Here is an 18,171-nt window from a genome sequence, read left to right on the forward strand (position 1 = left end):
GTCAAATCTTACCTGTAGCGAGATCTTCGATAAAGTGTAGTTTGTTGTCTGCTTCTGGCCGAAAGCGGTCGTTCAACCATCGCCTGGGACCAGCAACGCCTTCCCCCCCCAACCTTGCCTTCCCCCACCACCTCCGCTAACCTCACACCCGTCGCTGCCAATTCAGCGACCGGGTTTAGCAGCTCGAACAATTCGTCAGGCGTACAGCGCCTCCATACCCATTGTCGGCGTTTTTTTTCGCCTACAGTGTCGATCTATGGCGGCTGTGCGTGGGGCACCTTCGGGTGCGCCGGGTGCCTGACGGTCCGGTCTGCTAACCCGCGTACAGCTGCCACCCTTTTCGTTTAGCAGCGGAAGGTGGCGGTTCAATCGAGCCGTCAGGAGTTGCATCATGGTCAAGCCGACCCCCGATCCACCCGTTGTCGATCTTCCTTCCGATCACCCGTTGTTTCATTTCGCAACAGACTTTTCTGAGACCGATGGCCGTGTGCTGGCCGAGCGTTTCCAGCGTCAGCGTGCGTTGATGGAGCAGGCGCGGAGAAATGCGCAGCGCGAGAGTCAGCCGCCGCGGCGCTTTTGGCAGTTCTGGCGGACATAGACCGCGGCGCGGCATTCGCGGGCAGAGCCCGCTCCCACAGGTGCCCGCCTGTGGGCGGGGCTCGCTCCCACAGATGCCTGCCTGTGGGCAGGGCCCGCTTCCACAGGTGCCTGCCTGTAGTTAAGCCTGTTGGCGTGTTCATTGTAGATAAGGAGATTGACCATGATCGAAATCACGGAAACCAACGTCTTGCCGTTCGGCCGCCATGGCTCGGACCAGCAGCCGATATTCAGTGTTAACTCCGGTGTTGCCTTGGAAGATGCCTTGACGCAATTGTCCCATCTGCTGACGTGCGCCCATGCTTCGGCATCTGAAATGTGCGATGCCCGGGTGGTGGATCCAGGACTGGTTGGCGCCACGGTGCATTGCATCGAGGGGGCGAAGGCATTGGTAGATGCGTTGTTGATTCGCGGTGAGTGACTTGGAAGGAGATTGGCGCGATTCATTCTGTTGATCGCGCCAAACACAAGTCTCGCAATGCAGCCAAAGCAGCCACACGGCATGCCAACCGCAGGGATATTCTGGCATCAAGTGATGGCTCATCTCGGTAGGTTGGAAAGGTCTACCTGGACGCGGAATGCAATCTGTCTCAGCAACGATACAATGCCCGCCTCACAGGGCGCTTGGACTGCTACTGAACATGCAATGGAATCATCTGGTCATCAACGGTGTTACCAAGAGTATGGCGCATTTGCAGCCGTTCGAGATGACCTTCGAGGTGGCTGGTAACCAGCTGACCGTCCGTTTCGAATTCGGCTTTCATTGCTTCACGGACGATAAAGGCAACGGTGAGCCGCTGCGGCACAAGCATGAACATAGATATTTCTGCCCTTCGCGGTACCACTGCAGCACCCAGCTGCGTGACTACATAGAGCGCCGCTTCTATACCGGAATGGTAGTGCCGCATAACAGCAAGAACAGTGGCCAGAGGTACTTTTGTCTGGATCTACATGATTACGCGATTTTCTTTTCCATCACCAAGCCCGCCGAAACGACGAATCTACTGCGAATGCACGTCATCAGCGCTTATGAGGTTGATACCTGGGGTCGCCACTCGCTGCCCAAAGGGAAAGCATTCAACACGCGTTACGTACTGGAGATGCGCAATAAAGGAAAGTCGGTGTGACAGGAAGCAAAAAGCCCCTGTGCTTACGCACAGGGGCTTTTTGCGTGTCTCAATATCGGCCTGTTCTTTCGGCTTGCGCCTTATCCCGCACACTGGCTGGGAGAGCTTTCGCTCCGAAATCAACACCCCTTCAAGCGAAGGTTCCGGTCTGTGCTGACGAGGCTATGATATCAAACAAGCTGTCACTTGTGCCAACCTTTAAACGCCTGGTCTGGAATCGCGTAGCCACTGGGACGCTTGATTCGTACCTCGAGACTGCCATGGTCCGCACCGAGCCGGTACTCGCCTGAGCCGATAAACGCGTGGTCTGGGTACTATCGACCCAGACCCTAGCCTATCCAGACCAACACCCCAACACCGCCCATTCCTACCAAGAATACCCCCATGAAAATCATTGATTTCCCTCTCTCTGCTTAATCTCGTAGCGTGGAGTCTTCTGCATAAGGAGATCAGTCCATGAGCCGTTTGCACTTGTACGTCGATTCGCAGTTCACCAGCCCCTATGCCCTGTCGGTGTTTGTTGCACTGCGCGAGAAAGGCATCGATTTTGCGATGAGCGCAGTCGACCTGCAGAAACTTGAACACCAGGCAGATGCCTACGCTGTTCTCTCGCAAACCCAGAGGGTCCCAACCTTGGTGGATGGAGATTTTGCCTTGTCGGAATCTTCAGCAATCACGGAGTATCTCGAAAGCGTTTACCCCGAAGTGCCGATTTATCCGAAAGACGTTCGGCTACTGGCGAAGGCGCGGCAGGTTCAGGCCTGGATTCGCAGCGATCTGCTGCCCATCAGGCAGGAGCGCTCCACTGCTGGGGTGTTCTATGGTCAGCAATATGGCCCTTTGTCGCCGACGGCTCGTGAGTCAGCGGACAAGTTGTTCTATACGGCGCAAGCGCTGCTCAAAGACGGCGCAGAAAATCTTTTCGGCCAATGGTCGATAGTGGATGTCGATCTGGCGCTCATGCTCAACCGGCTGATACTCAATGGCGATGCTGTGCCTTCAGCGTTGGTGGAGTATGCGCAACGTCAATGGCAGCGCCCCAGCGTGCAGGCCTGGGTCGCCCTCGAGCGCCCGCCGCTTTAGATCGCAGGCTGGCCGGTGATGGGGCATCAGTAGTCCTTCAAACCGGCTGGCTTCAGTGCCCGTCTTTACACGGCGGTGACTGAGCGAGGTACAGCACCAGGCTGTCATGGCCATCCACGACCAGCCGGGTGATCAGCGCTTCAAAGTGGGCAGTCATTTCTGCATCGCGGACGTCGAAGCTCGCACGCCATTCAATGACACACTGAAGCTCTCCACTGACCTTGATCACCCTGACGTCTGCTCGATAGTTGTCGAGCGGTAGAGGTGATTCTTCGAATTTGTATGTTAAGCGCATCTGGGGGTTATCCAGTACCAGAAGGCGTTCGCGAAGAACGCCTCCGTCTGCCAGATCAAGCCGTCTGACTGAGCCAATCGTGCTTTCTGATTGCCCATCTTCGAGGCTGCTTTCATTGATTGCCGGGTGCCATTGGGCTATTTCCCCAAAGTTTCTTAGCACTTTCCAGGCGTGTTCTGCAGTGGTTGCGATAACGGCGCTGTATTCAACTGTTGCCATACATCAAACTCCAAAAGCCTTCAAAGCCATATCTTTAAAAATTATCGTTGGCTGAGCGTGCTTGCAGCCAAATCAATCGACGCGCTGCCGATGCAGTGGGGCTACGTCGTGACCGTTGCTGACAAGAAGACTGACAAGGCGTTTGCCGACTTTACCGGCGGCGCCAATGACAAAAACTCTGGACATGGGTTGCTCCTGTTGTGGGGAAGTGCCGGTGCGGCTTGCACCGGCACAGGCCTGCGCAGTCAGCCTTCGAATTGGTGGTAAACCTTGGCAATGACTTTCCAGGCACCATCGATTTTGATCAACGTCAGGTAGTCGTTGTAGTCAGCGCCGATCGCGTCTTTTTCCATATCGACGCGTACGACAGCGGTGGTCGGAGTGATAGCCAGCACGTCCAGACGAGTGCTGATGTCTGGCGCCGTGCCGTTGGTTTCGACGAACGTATACAGGTTGCTGATCGGCCCGCCCAACAGTTGACCGTTGGTGAAGCCGTACATCACGGCGTCTTTATGAAACGCTTCCGCGATGATGGCAACGCTGCCTGCACGCAAGCCTTCGACATAGTTGCTGGCGGTTTCGATGACGGCGTTGTAATCGCTGGTTGGCACGGCTTTGATGTTGTTGCTCATAGGGTGTTTCTCCTGAAGTTGGATTCGACGGATCACTGGGTTACATCGACGTGCATAATCCGATCACCAGTCCTGACGCGTCGGCGAAATGATCAGATCGTTCACAGTTACGTTGGCTGGTTGATTGAGTGCGTAGATCACCGCGCGACTGATGTCCTCGGGCGCGATAGCGATTTCATTCAGCGCCTTGGCGGCTTTGCGGCCTTCGGGATCGGTCACTTTGTCGGCCCAGCCGGTATTGATCACGCCTGGACTTACGGTGTTGACGCGGATGCCGTGGTGCACACCCAACTCCTTGCGCATGGATTCAGTCATAGCCTGAACGAAGAATTTGGTAGCGCTGTAGACACCGGCGGCTGGGCCGACCTGATGCCCTGCCACTGAGTCCATGTTCAAGATCTGTCCGGACTTCTGCTGAATCATGAATGGGAGAACGGCCGCGATGGCGTTCAGGTAGCCCTTGATATTCACATCGATCATGGCGTTCCAGTCGCGGGTGGCGAGGTCGACCCAGTTGGAAAACAGCATCAGGCCTGCGTTGTTCACCAAGATATCCACTGAGCCGTAGGTGTCCTTGGCGAACTGGGCCATCGCCAGTGTTTGCTCTGGGCAGGTAACGTCCGTTACGTAGCTCACCGCTTCATAACCGGCGGCACGTAGCTCGCTGACCAGAACGACGAGGCCCGCTTCTTCGTGGGCCGCGGCGATGACGTTGGCGCCATGGGCCGCCAGCGCTCTAGCCGTGGCGGCTCCAATGCCAGAAGAGGCGCCAGTGACGATGGCGGTTTTCTTGTCCAGGTAATTCATGTCGTGTTCCTTTGTGGCGGTGTTCCCGCGTAGGTGGCGCGTACTAACCGTTGGGGAGTGCCAGATGAACCGGGCAGGGGAGTAGGTAAGTGCTGGTCTTAGTAATTACCCAATGGCCAGTCGGTGTAGCCTTCGGCGCCACCGCCGTAGTACGACTCACGAGGCGCGATGGTCAGCTCGGCACCGTGGCGCAGGCGCGCGACGAGGTCTGGGTTGGAAATGAACAGGCGGCCGAATGCCACAGCGTCGATCTTGCCCGCTGCACGCCGCTCGACCGCCATCTCCAGGTCGTAGTTGTTGTTGCCAATGAACCGACCATTGAACTGGGCACTCAATGCGTCCATGTCGACACCTTCCGGCACTTCTCGGGAGGTGGCTGTGGCCCCTTCGACAAAATGCAGGTAGGCCAGATCCAGCGCGTTGAGCTGTTGGATAAGGTAGCCGTGAAGGCCCATGACGTTGCTGTCCGGTGGCGTGTTTCCCGCATCCGGTGTCACCGGTGACAGGCGAATGCCTACGCGGTCATTGCCCCAGACATCGACGATTGCTCGGGTCACTTCAAGGGTCAGACGCGCGCGATTCTCGATGGACCCGCCGTACTGGTCTGTACGCTGGTTGGTGGAATCGCGGAGGAATTGGTCCAGCAGGTAGCTGTTGGCCGAATGCACTTCTACACCGTCGAAACCCGCGCGCTTGGCATTCTTGGCCGCGTGTTGGTACTGCTCGATGATGCCGGGAATCTCGTCGGTTTCGAGCGCTCGCGGCATGGACACAGGCACAAACCCATCGGCTGTGTAGGTATTACCCTCTGCCTGGATAGCGGAAGGTGCTACCGGCGCCTCGCCATTGGGTTGCAGGTCGACGCTTGAAAAGCGCCCTACATGCCAGAGCTGACTGACAATCTTGCCACCTGCAGCGTGCACCGCATCGGTGACCTTTTTCCATCCCGCTACCTGCTCCTCGCTCCAGATGCCAGGGGTCGCCGCGTAGCCGCGGCCTTGAGCCGAGATGTTGGTCGCCTCAGCCACGATCAATCCAGCGGTGGCCCGCTGAGCGTAATAAGTGGCGTGCAACTCAGTGGGGATACCTGCTTCGCCGTAACGACTACGGGTGACGGGCGCCATGACAATGCGGTTAGCCAGTTCGATGGCACCCATGCGTACGGGAGAAAACAGGTCAGTGGTATTGCTGATGTCGTTCATGTTCTAAGCCTTAGTAGTGGACCGGTCGTCTACTGAATTGGGTAAATAAAAAGCGCGTACTAGTGCAGCAAGCGCTTGGTCATGATCAGAGCTTTTGAAAAGGACTCTGTGGATCTGTTCACCTTGACCAGCAGGGAGGCGCCCAACCATAGCTGGTAGAGTGATTCAGCAAAGGCTGCAGGGTCACCTTCTGGATGAATGCTGCCGTCGGCTACGCCCATGTCCACGCATGCTGTGATGCGCTGAATGATCTTCGCCGTACCGACTTCGAGCACAGCGCGCATGTCTTCAGACAAATCGCAGACCTCTGCGCCTAACTTGACCACCAGGCATTTGCCCTCGGGCAGGTCAGTGCCTTGGGTTTGAGTCCAGTAGTTGAAATAGGCCAGCAAGCGTTCGGCGCCGCTTCCAGGCTTTGCCATGAGCGCGTCCACGCGGCCCAGGTACTCGGAGAAATATTCTTCCAGCAAAGCCTGGCCGAATTCTTCCTTCGACTTGAAGTAGTAATAGAACGACCCTTTGGGCACACCCGCCGTGCTCAGCACTTCGGCCAAGCCAACGGCCGTATAGCCTTTGTTGGTCATCAGCGAACGAGCCACATCGATGATGTGCTGCCGCATGTCTTGAGCTGGTTTCTTCATGATGGGCAGCATGGTAAACACATACCGACCGGTCGTCTACAAAATTTTTCTGTGCAGTGGTATCGCCGGGCTTGCGCGCAGGTAATCCGCAATGGCCTTTGCCGCGACATCAAGTGTGGGGTTTTACACCAGGCTAAAAACACCCACTTCGTCAGTCTCCATGTCATACGCAATCAACGCTTCATGCTCTGCACCAGCACTGCAGAGGCTTTCGCCTCGACTGTTCCAGATCGAAGAACCACCCGCCGCTACGAAGTCGTCGGCGGTGCCGACGTCCGATTTTCATTCAGTCAGGCGGCGATACTGCTGAACAACGAACGTCGCTACTACGATGAGGCAGGCAATCCAGGCGCAAACTACCTGCCAGTGTCCTATGGCCGTTACGTCGCCCATGAAGAAACCAGCGGAGACGAGAAAAAGCAGCAGTGAAAGGCCCGCCAGCAGCATTCGCGGAATGGCCATTGCGAGGCGCCACCAGACGCCCGGAGCGAACCGTCGGGCGACCCAGCGATTGAGTGCTGTCATTCCTGCAAGGACCATGGCGAAAATCGTCAGCAGCAGCGGTATCAGAATAAGCGCCATGGCAGGCTCAGCTTCACCACCATCTTCGCCTGGCGTGTAATGGGCTGCGTGCCACATATCTGCGCAGAGAGCCGAAAGCGCGAAAATCACCACGATGGGAGCAATGGGGAATATCAACGTGCTCACCAGCGCATGGTTGTCCTGATCCTTCATCTCGCATCTCCTAATCGAGGATATTGGCCATCGAAGCATCTCCGATGCCTCATCACCCGATACTGTAAGGATCAATTCCGAGCAGAGGGGCCAGCAGCCTGCCGCTACTCAACCGCTGCAAAAAAGCCGCAGTTTTCCGGACACCCAGGAGATCATCATTGCAGGGATGGAAAGGAGAGCGACATAGATGACCCCCACAGCCAGCAAGGGCGAAACGCCGGCAGACACTACGACCACCGGGAGTTGGGCAAACATGACTATCGCGCCTGCTATCAGGCTCAGGCGTAGAAAAATTGCCCCCAGAATGGCTGACAGCACCAGCGCCGCTGGATAGACAGTGGTCCAGTAACCCGCTGCGTCCCACGGCTCCGCAGTGCCTGAGAGCCATGACACAGTGGTCCAGAAGATGATGCACACAATGCTGATCAGAATCACGCTCACGGCTCGGGATCCATACCTGAAATGTGTGCACAGTCTAACTGCATACCGTCGCGATAGAGGGCTTGGCACGACGGTCTGTGACGTGCAGCCGAGTGGACGTGTCGCCAGGACCAAAGCCAGCGGGGCGCACTGGCTTCACGACACAGGTTATGAGGGGTCACTTGTTGTTCGACGCGAAACCGGCAAAACGCTTGTTGAACCCGGCAATACGGCCTTCCGCCTGTGTCTTGCGGACCTGGCCGGTGTAGACAGGGTGTGAAGCACTCGAGACATCGAGGGCGACATACGGGTACACGTTGCCATCCGTATGGGTCTGGGTTCGATCCGTTTCCACTGTCGAACCGATCAGGAAATAGACGTCCGCAGCCGTATCGTGGAACAGGACGGTGCGGTAGTCAGGGTGGATTCCGGGTTTCATAGTCATTGCCTCAGGTGAGTAGTAATATGTTATACCGTAACATATTGGCAGCTGATTTTTCCAGTACTCACTTGCTGATCTCTTTTAGGGTCGCACCAGCGGCGTGCTTATTACGCAGCAGCAATGAGTGCGCCGGCTTAGCATCGCTACTCCTTCATTGCCCTCACGACGGCAGTTGGCCGAGAGCCGACCCTCGGTATAAGCTCAGGATCAAGCTGAATCGTGCCCAACGGCAACGCTGCCCCTTTCTGCATGCCAGCCCCACGGGATGGAAGGACCTATGTCTCACTACTGGCGTCATCCTGCGCTCGCACACCTGGAAATCCGCAACGTCGAGGACGGTCGCACGTTCAGCCACGCGCGCCACTCTCATTCGACGTTCTCCATTGGCGCGATCATGCAGGGGCAGAGCACTTATTTGAACGGCGACAGTAGCCGCCTGATCAGTGCCGGCAGCGTGGTGCTCATGAACCCCGGTGTGGTGCATGCCTGCAATCCCGTGCACGAACAGCCTTGGGCATACCGCATGTTCTACGTGGATGCCCAGTGGCTCGCGACGCTGCAACAGCCGGGTTCCGGTACGCAAAAAGACTTCGTGCCTTTTGCGCAGACCTATAGCGCCGACGTCAGTCTGTTTGACGAGCTGGACGATCTGTACCGCACGCTCACGGCCAGCGACTGCCCGCCAAACATCATGCAGGGTGCAACGCTGGGGTTCTTCCAGCGACTGGTGGCGCGGTTGCAGCCGGTCAGCAATGACGCCAAAAGTGAACCGCACAAGATGGCCCAGGCAGCGGAATTCATCCGTGAGCATTGCGCTGATGCACTGCGGCTGGAGGATATAGCGTCGGCCGTACAGCTTTCACCTTCCTATCTGATCCGCGCGTTTAAAGCGTGCCATGGGCTTACGCCTCATGGGTACTTGATTGATTGCCGCCTCAAGCTGGCCCGCGATGGCCTGCGCCAGGGGGAAGACATCGCCCAGGTCGCGGCGCGCGTTGGCTTTGCGGATCAAGCGCACTTGCAGCGGCTGTTCAAGCGCGCCTTGGCGACGACGCCAGGGCACTATCGCGGTGTGCCTACTCGAGCAATAGATACACGGCGCAGCCCCCGAGCAGCGCGGCCATGACGCGATTGAACCCGCGCAGTCTGGCAGTGTTGCTCAAATAGTCGCGCAACGAGGCACCGGCCCAGGCCCAACTGGCCAGTGATAGCCAGCAGACCACCAGATAGATCAGTGCGAACATCCACACCATTCGCACATCGCCATCGGCAACGAAGGCGCCCATGCCTGCAAGGCACGCGAGCCACGCTTTCGGATTGAGCCATTGCATCAGCGCGCCGGTGAAGGCGGAAGGTCGGGTCTGCACGTGCGCCGTGTCCAATCGCCCGTCACTGCTTGCCAGTCTGTAGGTCAGGTACAGCAGGAATATCACGCCGGCCATGCGAATCAGCTGCGTCAACCATGGCCAGCGGTTCAGCATCTCGTGCAGTCCCAGGCCCATGAGCAAAAGCAGCAGGATGAACCCCAGAGTCGCCCCCGTGACGTGGGGCAGGGCGGCCCGCAGTCCGTGGTGGGCACCGCAACTCAAAGAGACCAGGTTGACCGGGCCGGGGCTTATGGAAGAGGCCAGTGCAAAAACGGCCATGGAAACGACGATACTCATCAGGCACCTTCAAAACGGGCGAGGGAGCACTGACGGTAGAGATCATGGGAGGGGCTGTATTGAAGGAAATTGCTCCCGGACGCTGTCGTTGCCGGTGTTGGTTTCCTGCAACGTCCAAGACAGTTGGCGCGATTCTGCAGATCGCGCCATAAATCGCGCCAGAAATTGGCGCGATTCTCGAAATCGCGCCACAATTGCGCCATCCTTGTTTCGAATCGCGCCAAAACACTATGCCAAATTTGGAAGCTCTGAAGGAAACCATCCTTGAATCGGCGTCTGGCCTGACATTGGCAGAGATCCTTGCGCAGCATCCTCAGCTAGCCCGACGTACCGCGCAGCGGCGGCTGAGTCAGCTGGTCGATGCTGGTCTGATCGAAGCTCGCGGCGACGGCCGTGCAAGACGCTCAACTGTGGAGCGTCCAAGGCTAGTCGCTTGTTGCCGATGAGCTCGGCGAACTCGATGAGCCGTCGTGTCGCAGGGGAGATAGGTACGTACGTCTTTCGAGCCAGATGCTCCATCTGAAGTGTCTCCAGCAGAGCCGGCGCGCAGTCCAGCACCAGAAAACAGCTGTCTGCGCGGCTGAGCTGAGAGTGCACCGAGCCTGGCCTCACCACGGCGGCCAATGACTGATCAATGCTCCCGCCGCGACCGTCTACATCGATTTCCATCTGGCCACGAACCGGCAGGACCAATTGAGCATGATCGTGGGAGTGATGAGGGTTTTCACACTCATAGCTGCGGATTTCGAGATTCAGGAGCATGAGTGCATCACTCGGGCGGAGTCCAGGGACGAGGGATTTTAGCACCCGAGCCGGGCGATAGATCGCGCGAGAAGGGGGCGTTGACACCACTGCCGCATCATATTCCGATGGCGGGTACCGGTGTTAGTATTGAGGTCGTGGGAGCCACAGCCTGATCGGGAAATGGTAGATCGGTGTTCTGCCCAGTTTTGCTAATGCGGGGCTTCATATGATCCTTGTTCTTATTATTGGGATGCTTGCTTTTTGCTCCGGCTATTTGGTTTCCCTCGAAGATAGATTACAGAGGGACCGTACATTTCATCCTTTCGATGTATTCAACAATTTTCGGGCGTCGCCAAGATGCCGAAAAAAAATGGCTTATGTGGGCATGTTGATTTTTGTCTTGGCAGGCGTGGTTTACCTTCTTGAGCCAGAGGTCATCTACTCATCCAGAGACAAGATCAAAGCATTGGGCGCGGTCATGCTTCTCTGGTCGTTCATGTTTTATGGCTACTGCCGCGAACTGGAGTTCAAGAAGTCAGGAAGCTCGCCTGCGTCGCTGCAGTGCATGGACTGTGTTGAAGGAACAGAGTGGTATTCTTTGGCCCTTAAAGGGTTTTTGGCAACTTTCAAGATCCTGGCTGTTTTTGCTTTTATGTACGCAATCAAACGTGTTTGATGGCCACATGTCCAAACTCACCTCATATCGCATTCGGCGGTCGAGTAGACGACGTGGTGTCTCGTTTTCTTACCTGGGTGAACTGGGATCAGATATACGCCCCCACCACCCGCTTTACGGTGCCCAGCGCCTCACCCAGGGCGTCCATGCTCACCGACCCAAGTGCCAGCCGTAGTGCATGAGGGACGTGCACCGAGATCGAAAACGGCTCGGCCGTCGAGACCGACACATGCTCGCGCATCAGTTCCAGGGCGATTTGATCCGCCCTTGCATCCTCCGCCAACGGCAGCCATAGAAAGTACGAAGAGGGATGACGCACCACCGGTAACCCTGACAACAACGTGTCAGCCAACGCCTGCCGGGCCTGCGCGTCCGCGCGCTTTTTCGTCTCCAGCGCGGCGACCGTGCCATCGTCGAGCCAGGCGCAGATGATGGCGGTCATGACGCCGGGTGTGTTCCAGGTCGTGGCCTTGACCGTGCGCTTCAACGCGTCCACTCGATGCACAGGGGCTGCGACGAAGCCGACGCGCAAGCCGGTGGCGATGTTCTTGGAAAATCCTGACACGTAAAACGTTCTTTCAGGCGCTAACTCAATGATGGGTGGCGGCGGATCCTGCGCCAGAAACGCGTAGGCTGCGTCTTCAATAATCATCAGGTCATGCTCGCGAGCGATCCCCACCAACCGCTCGCGCTGCTCGGCAGGCAGCACCCAGCCCAATGGATTATGCAACGTGGGCATGGTGTACACGGCGCGCACCGAACGACGGCGGCAGAGCGAGGCGAGGGCATCGAGATCCGGCCCCTGAGCAGTGACAGGAATCGGCAGCACTTCAAGGTGCAATGTCTTGGCCAGCAACTTGAAGCCAGGATAGGTCAACGCATCGGCCGCGATCACGTCCCCTGGTTTCAGCAATGCCATCAGGCTTATCGCCAAACCGTGTTGGGCGCCGCTGACAATCAGAATCTGCTCGGGATCGACCGTGACGCCACGATGAATCAGATGACGGGCGATTGAAGCCCGTTCATGCAGGCGACCCGCATGTGGCTGATAGCGTAAATGCGCTTCCAGGTCGCCGGACAACGCCAGCTGGCGCAAGGCACTGCGCAACAGGTCGGCCTGACCTGGCATGGCCGGATAGTTGAAGTTGAGGTCGATCACACCCGCAGCAACGTCCGGCTGATCGATACCTTGGCCGGGCGGCAGTGAGGTTTCCCGCACGAACGTCCCGCGCCCGGTCTCGCCGCTGACCAGTCCCATGGCTTCTAACTCCGCATACACCCGGCTGGCGGTGACCAAGGCCAATCCATGGGTCGCTGCGAGTTGGCGGTGTGTCGGCAAGCGCGCGCCGGGAGGTAGACGTCCGGCGCGAATATCGGCTGCAAAGGTATCTACCAGGGACTTGTACCGGGGACGAGCCATCTCGAAGTGTATCCATGACAATTTTTTGATTGTCACGATAGTCGGTCATACGATGCGCTACATGCAACCCGACATGGAGTGGACACTCAATGGAACGCACCTCTGACGTGCACAGCCAGGCGACAGCAAAACCCGCGAGTGGGGTGGTCAATGGTCTCATCGGTGTCGTGATCTTCAGCGGTTCGCTGCCCGCCACTCGCATCGCTGTGCTGGAACTCGACCCGGTATTTCTGACCGTGGCACGGGCAGCCATCGCCGGCGTGCTCGCGCTGTGCCTGCTCATGCTGTTCAAAGAGCGGCGACCGGCACGTCAGCAGTTATTACCTTTGATCATTGTGGCGATGGGCGTTGTGATCGGTTTTCCGCTGCTGACGGCGTTGGCATTGCAGCACGTGACGTCGGCCCATTCCATTGTGTTCGTCGGCCTGTTGCCACTGGCGACTGCCGCGTTCGGCGTCCTGCGCGGTGGCGAGCGCCCTGGGGCGGCGTTCTGGTTTTTCTCGGTGCTGGGCAGTCTGATAGTCGTCGGGTTTGCCGTCACCCAAGGGCTGACCGCCTCACCGACCGGCGACATTCTGATGCTCTTGGCCATTCTTGCCTGCGGCCTCGGCTACGCCGAAGGGGCAAAAATTTCCAAAACATTGGGTGGTTGGCAGGTGATCTGCTGGGCGCTGGTGTTGGCGCTGCCGGTCGTGATGCCACTGACAGCATGGTTGGCGCCCGCTTCGTTTTCCGGCATCAGCACACCGGCGTGGCTGAGCCTGGCTTACGTGTCGTTGTTCAGCATGCTGATCGGCTTCGTGTTCTGGTACCGCGGCCTGGTGCAGGGCGGCATCGCCGCTGTCGGCCAGCTACAACTGCTTCAACCATTTTTTGGCCTGGCACTGGCCGCGGTACTGCTGCACGAACAGGTCAGCCTTGGCATGTTCGGCGTCACCGTGGCGGTGATCCTCTGTGTCGCCGGGGCCAGGCGTTACGGCAGGATCAATCCTCTTCCTTCACGGTAGCCACTTCATCTGCCTTGACTCTTACCCGCTTGCCCGAAACATCTTCGAACTCATAGAAGCCGTCTTTCGTTTTGGCGTCAGGTACATCCTTGGTGATGTACTGTGTGCCGTTCTGCAACGTGACGACCGTGTTGGTGGAGCAACCAGCCAACGTAGCCGCGCACAGGAAAGCAGTGCAATAGTAAAAAGCTTTCAGTTTCATGAGGTGACCTTCTTCGATCGATTCGCTGGGTTGCGGATGCTCTTCTTAGGTGAGCTGCGGTGTTGTGAGTCGGGCGTTTTATACGCGTTGTGAGCATACCATCGACCTATTCACTCCGACTCTTCTGCTTGCACAACTGCATGGCGAGGCTGTCGAACTCTCGGTCGAAACTGGCTTTTTCCGCTGCGCTCAAGAAGCCCTGCTGATGTACGAATTGGTCGGTTTGATGACGGACGGCTTCGACACGTTCGATCATACGATCGGCTTCAGCTTGGCTGATCTTGCGGGCCTTTCGCGTGGTGCCGATGTCCGCGCTGAGAATGTTGGCTCGTACCGAGATGTGGGCTTGTCGGGGGTCGGTGATCTTTCCGCCGGTTTCTCCCACCAGCTCGCGTTGGGCTTTGATGTCGCAACTGGGTAGATCAAGACTCTGTTGAGCGGCCGATGCGTTCAGGCTCAAAGCCAACAGCGAAGCCAGGATGCTGTATTTCATGGGTGTATCCAGTGTGGGCCGGTAGGTGTCGCTGCCGATATTGCAGCGTATTTTCCAATGGATTCTTCCGCGAGGGCCGGCGCTGGTATTGTTTTCCTTACTCAATCAACACCTGAATGCGGGCCAGTACATCGTCCATCACCACCTCAGGGGCCGTCTCTACGCGTTTGCCTCCACGAGCCTCGAGGTCAACGGTGCGTAGTTGATTGCACAACACCACGCCTTGCGTCTCGGTGCCGGAACCACTTAGTGGCACGGCAAAACCAGCATGGCGGGCAAAATCCCCGCCTTGGGTGATGGGCGCAATCAGGACCAAGCCCGACACGTTGAAGGCCGCAGGCGAAATGATCAGCGCCGGACGGAAATCGCCTTGCTGCTCACGGCCGGCGGTGGGGTTCAGGTTCAGGCGCACAATATCGCCACGGTTGAACTTGGCCCGCCTCACGCCTCACGCCCAACGGCCGACATGGCATTCCACGCTGCCATGTCGGCAGGTTCCGGCGCGCTCAAGTCACACTGCGCCATCAGCTCGGCCAGCGAGTAATGCGGCTTGGCTTTCGCAGGCTTGAGGGTCATCACCTCGGCGGACACATCGAGTTTCAGCACATCGCCGCTGACCAGATTCATCATCTTGAGCACAGTTGCTGGCAGGCGAATCGCCGCGCTATTGCCCCACTGCTGCACTTTGACTTCCATGGCAACCTCCTGAAAAGTGTACACATTGTAGATACATGGCGAGCCAGTTACAAGCGTTTTGTATAAACATAGTATCTACAATGCTAGCTCAAAAGCGCGTTGTAAAACCGTCGCCTACATTGCATATCGCAAGACTGGGCCATCAGGGAATAGCCCAATACATCGCCTGAACGCTAATACGCGGATGACTTTCCAACACCTCACACCGGCGCCGGGCTCTGCAGCAACGGATACAACGACAGCACCAGCAACCCCGCCATGCCCCAGTTGAACAAGCGCAACCAGCGCGGCACGCGCAGCACGTTGCGCAACACACTGCCGAAACCTGCCCAGACGCACACGCTCGGCAGGTTGACCAGTGCAAACACTGCAGCGATGACCATCACGTTATAAACGTAACCCTGCGCCGGCACATAGGTGGTGATGGCGCCAACCGCCATTACCCAGGCTTTAGGGTTGACCCATTGAAAGGCGGCGGCGCCGAGGAAGGTCATGGGTGTGCTGTTCTGTTCTCCCGCCTCGCTCATGCTGCCCGAGGTGGCGATGCACCATGCCAGGTAAAGCAGGTAGGCCGCGCCTATCCAGCGCAGTGCGGTGTAGGTCCAGGGCACGGCGGTGAATATTTCACCCAGCCCCAGTCCGACTGCCAGCACCAGCAGCATGAAACCCAGGCTGATGCCCAAGGCATGGGGAATGGTGCGCAGGAAACCGAAGTTCACCCCCGAGGCCAGCAGCATGGTGTTGTTCGGGCCTGGGGTGATGGACGACACCAGAGCGAAAAGGGCGAAGGCAGGCAGCAGGTCGATGAGCATGTCCGTATGGTCTCTGGGTTGTTGTAGCAGTGAAACTACCTGACGAATTGGCAAGTAATACCGTACAGCCAGTGGTGATTTAACCAGTACACACCAGGCTTTTCAGCAGCCTGGTATTCGAAAGCAGCAGCTGACTTCCGGATCAGTCACGACAGGGATTGCTCAAGCAGCTTCCAATCGGTAGTGTGTACGTTGCGCATAAACGTATACATCGTAAACAAACGTGCCAGGAGTACTGCCATGGGTTCGCCCGTTCTTTCTTTCCGTGTGGAAGCCGAGCTGATCGATCAGCTCGATCAGCTCGCCGAAGCCACCGATCGAGATCGTCAATACCATTTGAAACGTGCTTTGGCTCGCTATGTGGAATCCGAGTCGTGGCATTTCCGTGCTGTAGCCGAAGGCATCGCAGATGCAGAGGCAGGCAATCTGGTCGATTTGGATGCCGTAAAGGCTAAGTGGGTGGCGCGTGCCGAAAGTCGCATTAACCAGCAAGGCGGCGAGTGATCTCGACGGTATTCATGAGCACTACGAAGCGCTCAGAGGACCTGAAAAAGCAGAAGAAACCATGTTTCAGATGTTGGATGGTTTGAGCCAGCTGGAGGCGTTTCCTCAACTGGGCAAGGCGTCGGGCATCCCCGATTGCCGTGAGTTGATCTTTGCGAAGTATCCCTACCGTGCGATCTACACCTTTAAAGGCAATGCCATTCTGGTGTATCGAATCTTGCACCAACACGCAGAGCGCAGTGAGGATTGGTAGCAGAACGTTCCACTTCGGCAGGGCTGGCCATTCCAGTGGCCGCCCGTGTAGCTCACGCTTGCTGCTTTACGTGAACAAATAACTGTCCATCGCCAACACCCCATACTCGACGCCGCCCTCGATCACCCGCGTTTCATACTGCTCACCCGCCGCGCCGAGTGCGATGAACAACGGCATGAAGTGCTCGTCCGTGGGGTGCGCGCGTTCTGCCGAGGGGGCGTATTGCCGGTAGTCCAGCAGCGCGTGCAGATCACCCGAGGCCAGGGTCTTCGCCGTCCAGGCGGCGAAATCCTTGACGTATTGCGCGCCATGGGGCGTTGCGCCACGGAATTCGTAGAGGTTGTGCGTCAGGCTGCCGGACGCCACGATCAGTACGTTCATGTCGCGCAGTGGTTGGAGCGCCTGGCCGAGCTTCCAGGCCTGATGAGTATCGAGCGCAGCGGGCATGGAAACCTGGATGACCGGTATGTCCGCGTCCGGCGCCAGATACAGCAGCGGTACCCAGGCCCCGTGGTCCAGGCCCCGCTCGGCATCCAGGCGGGATTGCCAGCCGCCGGCCTGCAGCATGTCGACGATCCGCGCGGCCAGGGCCGGTGCGCCCGGTGCTGGGTATTGAATCCGATACAGGGCGTCGGGAAAGCCGCCGAAATCGTGAATGGTCGGCGGGGCTGCACTGGCGGTCATGCGAATGTCGCCGCGGGTCATCCAGTGCGGGGAAAGAATGACGATGGCCTCGGGCCGCGGCAACTCACGACCCAGCTCGGCCAGGTGTTTGCCAGCCAGGCCGGGCTCGACCGCGAACATGGGGGAACCATGGGACACGAACAGTACGGGCGATCGAATAGTCATCAGCGGACTCCACATCAAGACGTTGCGGTTTGAGGACTCCAGCTTTCGCCAAGCCGGCATTTGACCCAGTACTCGAAGCTGGCGCACAGCCAGATGCCATATGCCAGCAGCTCCACGCCTTCTTCGGCCGTGGTTTTCGCCAGGCGCTGGTAGCCGTCACCCATGACCTGGTGCCAGAACGCACCCATGCCGAAGATCCTGGAAAAGATCAGCACCGCGAAGCCCGTGGCCAGCGCGGCGAACGTTGGCGTGCGCAGGAAAGCGCCCAGGGACTGCAGGGTCTGCCGTCTGTGCCTGGCACCTGCCGCCTTGCCTATGGCGACTGCAGCGATAGCCAGGAACGGCCACAGCCACGCACTGTGGCTGATGGGGTCGAACAGACCGTCCAGCTCTCGGGTCAGCAGGCAGGCGAAAAATCCTGCGGCGAGGTATTCGAAGCCGCCTTTGCGGGCCGGTCCCGGTGCGCTCCAGAACAACAGGGCGCACAGCGCGAGCATGAGCTCCTGGGTGATCTCGGTAAACGATATTTCAAGGATATCGGTATGAAAGACTGCGATGTCCAACCACACCATGGCAAACGACAAGCCAGCAATCGAACATTTGGCCAAAGCGAACAGAAGCGAGTATTTCAAATCAGGGCGGGCGTACACG

At 57.9% G+C, this 18,171-nt stretch carries 26 protein-coding genes and 2 pseudogenes; 9 read left to right on the forward strand and 19 right to left on the reverse strand.

All coding sequences use genetic code 11. From position 1 onward, the window contains the following. Positions 1–391 precede the first annotated feature (391 nt). From IFT44_RS13080 to yfcF, 4 genes are all read left to right on the forward strand, one after another. The gene (locus IFT44_RS13080) at positions 392–598 is read left to right on the forward strand and encodes a hypothetical protein (RefSeq protein ID WP_192176012.1); all 207 of its coding nucleotides are present in this window, start codon (positions 392–394) and stop codon (positions 596–598) included. 162 nt (positions 599–760) lie between these two features. Next, the gene (locus IFT44_RS13085) at positions 761–1,018 is read left to right on the forward strand and encodes a DUF3077 domain-containing protein (protein ID WP_192053035.1); all 258 of its coding nucleotides are present in this window, start codon (positions 761–763) and stop codon (positions 1,016–1,018) included. 262 nt (positions 1,019–1,280) lie between these two features. Next, positions 1,281–1,724: a hypothetical protein gene (locus tag IFT44_RS13090; protein WP_122476218.1), complete on the forward strand. Its 444-nt coding sequence runs from the start codon at positions 1,281–1,283 to the stop codon at positions 1,722–1,724. Positions 1,725–2,180: 456 nt separating this feature from the next. Next, the gene (yfcF, locus tag IFT44_RS13095; RefSeq protein ID WP_192058031.1) at positions 2,181–2,807 is read left to right on the forward strand and encodes a glutathione transferase; all 627 of its coding nucleotides are present in this window, start codon (positions 2,181–2,183) and stop codon (positions 2,805–2,807) included. A 52-nt stretch (positions 2,808–2,859) separates the two neighbouring features. On the opposite strand, the gene IFT44_RS13100 is transcribed toward yfcF, so the two are convergent. The 9 genes and pseudogenes from IFT44_RS13100 to IFT44_RS13135 all read right to left on the reverse strand — a co-directional run bounded on the left by IFT44_RS13100 (position 2,860) and on the right by IFT44_RS13135 (position 8,197). Beyond that, positions 2,860–3,321: an SRPBCC family protein gene (locus tag IFT44_RS13100; protein ID WP_192058032.1), complete on the reverse strand. Its 462-nt coding sequence runs from the start codon at positions 3,319–3,321 to the stop codon at positions 2,860–2,862. An 84-nt stretch (positions 3,322–3,405) separates the two neighbouring features. Continuing rightward, positions 3,406–3,507, reverse strand: a pseudogene (locus IFT44_RS21275) (NAD-dependent dehydratase); the annotation flags it as partial. Between the two features lie 59 nt (positions 3,508–3,566). Beyond that, positions 3,567–3,953, reverse strand: a complete 387-nt coding sequence (locus tag IFT44_RS13105) for a nuclear transport factor 2 family protein (protein WP_192053041.1) — start codon at positions 3,951–3,953, stop codon at positions 3,567–3,569. Positions 3,954–4,016: 63 nt separating this feature from the next. Continuing rightward, positions 4,017–4,760, reverse strand: coding sequence for an SDR family oxidoreductase (locus tag IFT44_RS13110; RefSeq protein ID WP_192058034.1), 744 nt, complete (start codon positions 4,758–4,760; stop codon positions 4,017–4,019). Positions 4,761–4,858: 98 nt separating this feature from the next. Beyond that, positions 4,859–5,962 (reverse strand): alkene reductase, encoded by a 1,104-nt coding sequence (locus IFT44_RS13115; RefSeq protein WP_192058036.1) that lies wholly within the window; start codon positions 5,960–5,962, stop codon positions 4,859–4,861. Between the two features lie 59 nt (positions 5,963–6,021). Beyond that, positions 6,022–6,603 (reverse strand): TetR/AcrR family transcriptional regulator, encoded by a 582-nt coding sequence (locus IFT44_RS13120; protein ID WP_192058296.1) that lies wholly within the window; start codon positions 6,601–6,603, stop codon positions 6,022–6,024. Positions 6,604–6,885: 282 nt separating this feature from the next. Continuing rightward, positions 6,886–7,338 (reverse strand): hypothetical protein, encoded by a 453-nt coding sequence (locus tag IFT44_RS13125; RefSeq protein ID WP_122476208.1) that lies wholly within the window; start codon positions 7,336–7,338, stop codon positions 6,886–6,888. 108 nt (positions 7,339–7,446) lie between these two features. Continuing rightward, on the reverse strand, positions 7,447–7,779 hold the full coding sequence (locus tag IFT44_RS13130; protein ID WP_192058038.1) for a hypothetical protein: 333 nt from the start codon (positions 7,777–7,779) through the stop codon (positions 7,447–7,449). Positions 7,780–7,936: 157 nt separating this feature from the next. Continuing rightward, complete coding sequence (locus IFT44_RS13135; RefSeq protein ID WP_122713851.1) at positions 7,937–8,197, reverse strand: type B 50S ribosomal protein L31; 261 nt, start codon at positions 8,195–8,197, stop codon at positions 7,937–7,939. A gap of 280 nt (positions 8,198–8,477) precedes the next feature. Between IFT44_RS13135 and IFT44_RS13140 the strand changes: the two genes are divergently transcribed. After that, on the forward strand, positions 8,478–9,326 hold the full coding sequence (locus tag IFT44_RS13140; protein WP_244647918.1) for an AraC family transcriptional regulator: 849 nt from the start codon (positions 8,478–8,480) through the stop codon (positions 9,324–9,326). Here the strand turns inward: IFT44_RS13140 and IFT44_RS13145 are convergent. Both IFT44_RS13145 and IFT44_RS21280 read right to left on the reverse strand, forming a co-directional pair. Beyond that, positions 9,277–9,864, reverse strand: a complete 588-nt coding sequence (locus IFT44_RS13145; protein ID WP_192176013.1) for a LysE family translocator — start codon at positions 9,862–9,864, stop codon at positions 9,277–9,279. The two genes, IFT44_RS13140 and IFT44_RS13145, sit on opposite strands and share 50 nt — an antisense overlap. 396 nt (positions 9,865–10,260) lie before the next feature. After that, positions 10,261–10,626 (reverse strand): annotated as a pseudogene (locus IFT44_RS21280) (AraC family transcriptional regulator); the annotation flags it as partial. 208 nt (positions 10,627–10,834) lie between these two features. On the opposite strand from IFT44_RS21280, the gene IFT44_RS13150 reads away from it, so the two are divergent. Then, on the forward strand, positions 10,835–11,284 hold the full coding sequence (locus tag IFT44_RS13150) for a hypothetical protein (RefSeq protein WP_192053059.1): 450 nt from the start codon (positions 10,835–10,837) through the stop codon (positions 11,282–11,284). Positions 11,285–11,372: 88 nt separating this feature from the next. On the opposite strand, the gene IFT44_RS13155 is transcribed toward IFT44_RS13150, so the two are convergent. Continuing rightward, positions 11,373–12,704, reverse strand: a complete 1,332-nt coding sequence (locus tag IFT44_RS13155; protein ID WP_192176103.1) for an aminotransferase-like domain-containing protein — start codon at positions 12,702–12,704, stop codon at positions 11,373–11,375. An 89-nt stretch (positions 12,705–12,793) separates the two neighbouring features. Between IFT44_RS13155 and IFT44_RS13160 the strand changes: the two genes are divergently transcribed. Continuing rightward, positions 12,794–13,711, forward strand: a complete 918-nt coding sequence (locus tag IFT44_RS13160) for a DMT family transporter (RefSeq protein WP_192137990.1) — start codon at positions 12,794–12,796, stop codon at positions 13,709–13,711. Here IFT44_RS13160 and IFT44_RS13165 read toward each other — a convergent pair. From IFT44_RS13165 to IFT44_RS13185, 5 genes are all read right to left on the reverse strand, one after another. Then, positions 13,689–13,913 carry a YgdI/YgdR family lipoprotein gene (locus IFT44_RS13165; protein WP_192176014.1) on the reverse strand — a complete coding sequence of 75 codons (225 nt, stop codon included), beginning with the start codon at positions 13,911–13,913 and terminating at the stop codon, positions 13,689–13,691. The two genes, IFT44_RS13160 and IFT44_RS13165, sit on opposite strands and share 23 nt — an antisense overlap. Before the next feature lie 106 nt (positions 13,914–14,019). Then, positions 14,020–14,406 carry a hypothetical protein gene (locus IFT44_RS13170; RefSeq protein WP_192176015.1) on the reverse strand — a complete coding sequence of 129 codons (387 nt, stop codon included), beginning with the start codon at positions 14,404–14,406 and terminating at the stop codon, positions 14,020–14,022. 97 nt (positions 14,407–14,503) lie between these two features. Beyond that, positions 14,504–14,851: a type II toxin-antitoxin system ChpB family toxin gene (locus IFT44_RS13175; protein WP_122794938.1), complete on the reverse strand. Its 348-nt coding sequence runs from the start codon at positions 14,849–14,851 to the stop codon at positions 14,504–14,506. Then, positions 14,848–15,102 (reverse strand): AbrB/MazE/SpoVT family DNA-binding domain-containing protein, encoded by a 255-nt coding sequence (locus tag IFT44_RS13180; RefSeq protein ID WP_192137988.1) that lies wholly within the window; start codon positions 15,100–15,102, stop codon positions 14,848–14,850. The genes IFT44_RS13175 and IFT44_RS13180 overlap by 4 nt, the downstream gene beginning before the upstream one ends. A gap of 200 nt (positions 15,103–15,302) precedes the next feature. Then, complete coding sequence (locus tag IFT44_RS13185; protein ID WP_192053062.1) at positions 15,303–15,914, reverse strand: LysE family translocator; 612 nt, start codon at positions 15,912–15,914, stop codon at positions 15,303–15,305. 240 nt (positions 15,915–16,154) lie between these two features. Here IFT44_RS13185 and IFT44_RS13190 point away from each other — a divergent pair, with 240 nt between their 5' ends. Both IFT44_RS13190 and IFT44_RS13195 read left to right on the forward strand, forming a co-directional pair. Further along, the gene (locus IFT44_RS13190; RefSeq protein WP_122476172.1) at positions 16,155–16,418 is read left to right on the forward strand and encodes a CopG family ribbon-helix-helix protein; all 264 of its coding nucleotides are present in this window, start codon (positions 16,155–16,157) and stop codon (positions 16,416–16,418) included. Beyond that, positions 16,381–16,671 (forward strand): type II toxin-antitoxin system RelE/ParE family toxin, encoded by a 291-nt coding sequence (locus IFT44_RS13195; RefSeq protein WP_192176016.1) that lies wholly within the window; start codon positions 16,381–16,383, stop codon positions 16,669–16,671. Before IFT44_RS13190 ends, IFT44_RS13195 begins: the two co-directional genes overlap by 38 nt. 66 nt (positions 16,672–16,737) lie before the next feature. Here IFT44_RS13195 and IFT44_RS13200 read toward each other — a convergent pair whose 3' ends face one another. Beyond that, positions 16,738–17,520 (reverse strand): DODA-type extradiol aromatic ring-opening family dioxygenase, encoded by a 783-nt coding sequence (locus tag IFT44_RS13200; protein ID WP_192176017.1) that lies wholly within the window; start codon positions 17,518–17,520, stop codon positions 16,738–16,740. 14 nt (positions 17,521–17,534) lie between these two features. After that, on the reverse strand, positions 17,535–18,170 hold the full coding sequence (locus IFT44_RS13205; RefSeq protein WP_207106116.1) for a hypothetical protein: 636 nt from the start codon (positions 18,168–18,170) through the stop codon (positions 17,535–17,537). Between the last annotated feature and the right edge of the window lies 1 nt (position 18,171).

This window comes from Pseudomonas sp. CFBP 13710, from assembly GCF_014842235.1.
Classification (GTDB): Bacteria; Pseudomonadota; Gammaproteobacteria; order Pseudomonadales; family Pseudomonadaceae; genus Aquipseudomonas; species Aquipseudomonas baltica.

What these genes read in the sequence shown, in the direction of transcription:
- IFT44_RS13080 (WP_192176012.1), top strand. Translation starts at nt 392, where the DNA reads ATGGTCAAGCCGACCCCCGATCCACCCGTTGTCGATCTTCCTTCCGAT.
- IFT44_RS13085 (WP_192053035.1), top strand. Translation starts at nt 761, where the DNA reads ATGATCGAAATCACGGAAACCAACGTCTTGCCGTTCGGCCGCCATGGC.
- IFT44_RS13090 (WP_122476218.1), top strand. Translation starts at nt 1,281, where the DNA reads ATGGCGCATTTGCAGCCGTTCGAGATGACCTTCGAGGTGGCTGGTAAC.
- yfcF (WP_192058031.1), top strand. Translation starts at nt 2,181, where the DNA reads ATGAGCCGTTTGCACTTGTACGTCGATTCGCAGTTCACCAGCCCCTAT.
- IFT44_RS13100 (WP_192058032.1), bottom strand. Translation starts at nt 3,321, where the DNA reads ATGGCAACAGTTGAATACAGCGCCGTTATCGCAACCACTGCAGAACAC.
- IFT44_RS13105 (WP_192053041.1), bottom strand. Translation starts at nt 3,953, where the DNA reads ATGAGCAACAACATCAAAGCCGTGCCAACCAGCGATTACAACGCCGTC.
- IFT44_RS13110 (WP_192058034.1), bottom strand. Translation starts at nt 4,760, where the DNA reads ATGAATTACCTGGACAAGAAAACCGCCATCGTCACTGGCGCCTCTTCT.
- IFT44_RS13115 (WP_192058036.1), bottom strand. Translation starts at nt 5,962, where the DNA reads ATGAACGACATCAGCAATACCACTGACCTGTTTTCTCCCGTACGCATG.
- IFT44_RS13120 (WP_192058296.1), bottom strand. Translation starts at nt 6,603, where the DNA reads ATGAAGAAACCAGCTCAAGACATGCGGCAGCACATCATCGATGTGGCT.
- IFT44_RS13125 (WP_122476208.1), bottom strand. Translation starts at nt 7,338, where the DNA reads ATGAAGGATCAGGACAACCATGCGCTGGTGAGCACGTTGATATTCCCC.
- IFT44_RS13135 (WP_122713851.1), bottom strand. Translation starts at nt 8,197, where the DNA reads ATGAAACCCGGAATCCACCCTGACTACCGCACCGTCCTGTTCCACGAT.
- IFT44_RS13140 (WP_244647918.1), top strand. Translation starts at nt 8,478, where the DNA reads ATGTCTCACTACTGGCGTCATCCTGCGCTCGCACACCTGGAAATCCGC.
- IFT44_RS13145 (WP_192176013.1), bottom strand. Translation starts at nt 9,864, where the DNA reads ATGAGTATCGTCGTTTCCATGGCCGTTTTTGCACTGGCCTCTTCCATA.
- IFT44_RS13150 (WP_192053059.1), top strand. Translation starts at nt 10,835, where the DNA reads ATGATCCTTGTTCTTATTATTGGGATGCTTGCTTTTTGCTCCGGCTAT.
- IFT44_RS13155 (WP_192176103.1), bottom strand. Translation starts at nt 12,704, where the DNA reads ATGGCTCGTCCCCGGTACAAGTCCCTGGTAGATACCTTTGCAGCCGAT.
- IFT44_RS13160 (WP_192137990.1), top strand. Translation starts at nt 12,794, where the DNA reads ATGGAACGCACCTCTGACGTGCACAGCCAGGCGACAGCAAAACCCGCG.
- IFT44_RS13165 (WP_192176014.1), bottom strand. Translation starts at nt 13,913, where the DNA reads ATGAAACTGAAAGCTTTTTACTATTGCACTGCTTTCCTGTGCGCGGCT.
- IFT44_RS13170 (WP_192176015.1), bottom strand. Translation starts at nt 14,406, where the DNA reads ATGAAATACAGCATCCTGGCTTCGCTGTTGGCTTTGAGCCTGAACGCA.
- IFT44_RS13180 (WP_192137988.1), bottom strand. Translation starts at nt 15,102, where the DNA reads ATGGAAGTCAAAGTGCAGCAGTGGGGCAATAGCGCGGCGATTCGCCTG.
- IFT44_RS13185 (WP_192053062.1), bottom strand. Translation starts at nt 15,914, where the DNA reads ATGCTCATCGACCTGCTGCCTGCCTTCGCCCTTTTCGCTCTGGTGTCG.
- IFT44_RS13190 (WP_122476172.1), top strand. Translation starts at nt 16,155, where the DNA reads ATGGGTTCGCCCGTTCTTTCTTTCCGTGTGGAAGCCGAGCTGATCGAT.
- IFT44_RS13200 (WP_192176017.1), bottom strand. Translation starts at nt 17,520, where the DNA reads ATGACTATTCGATCGCCCGTACTGTTCGTGTCCCATGGTTCCCCCATG.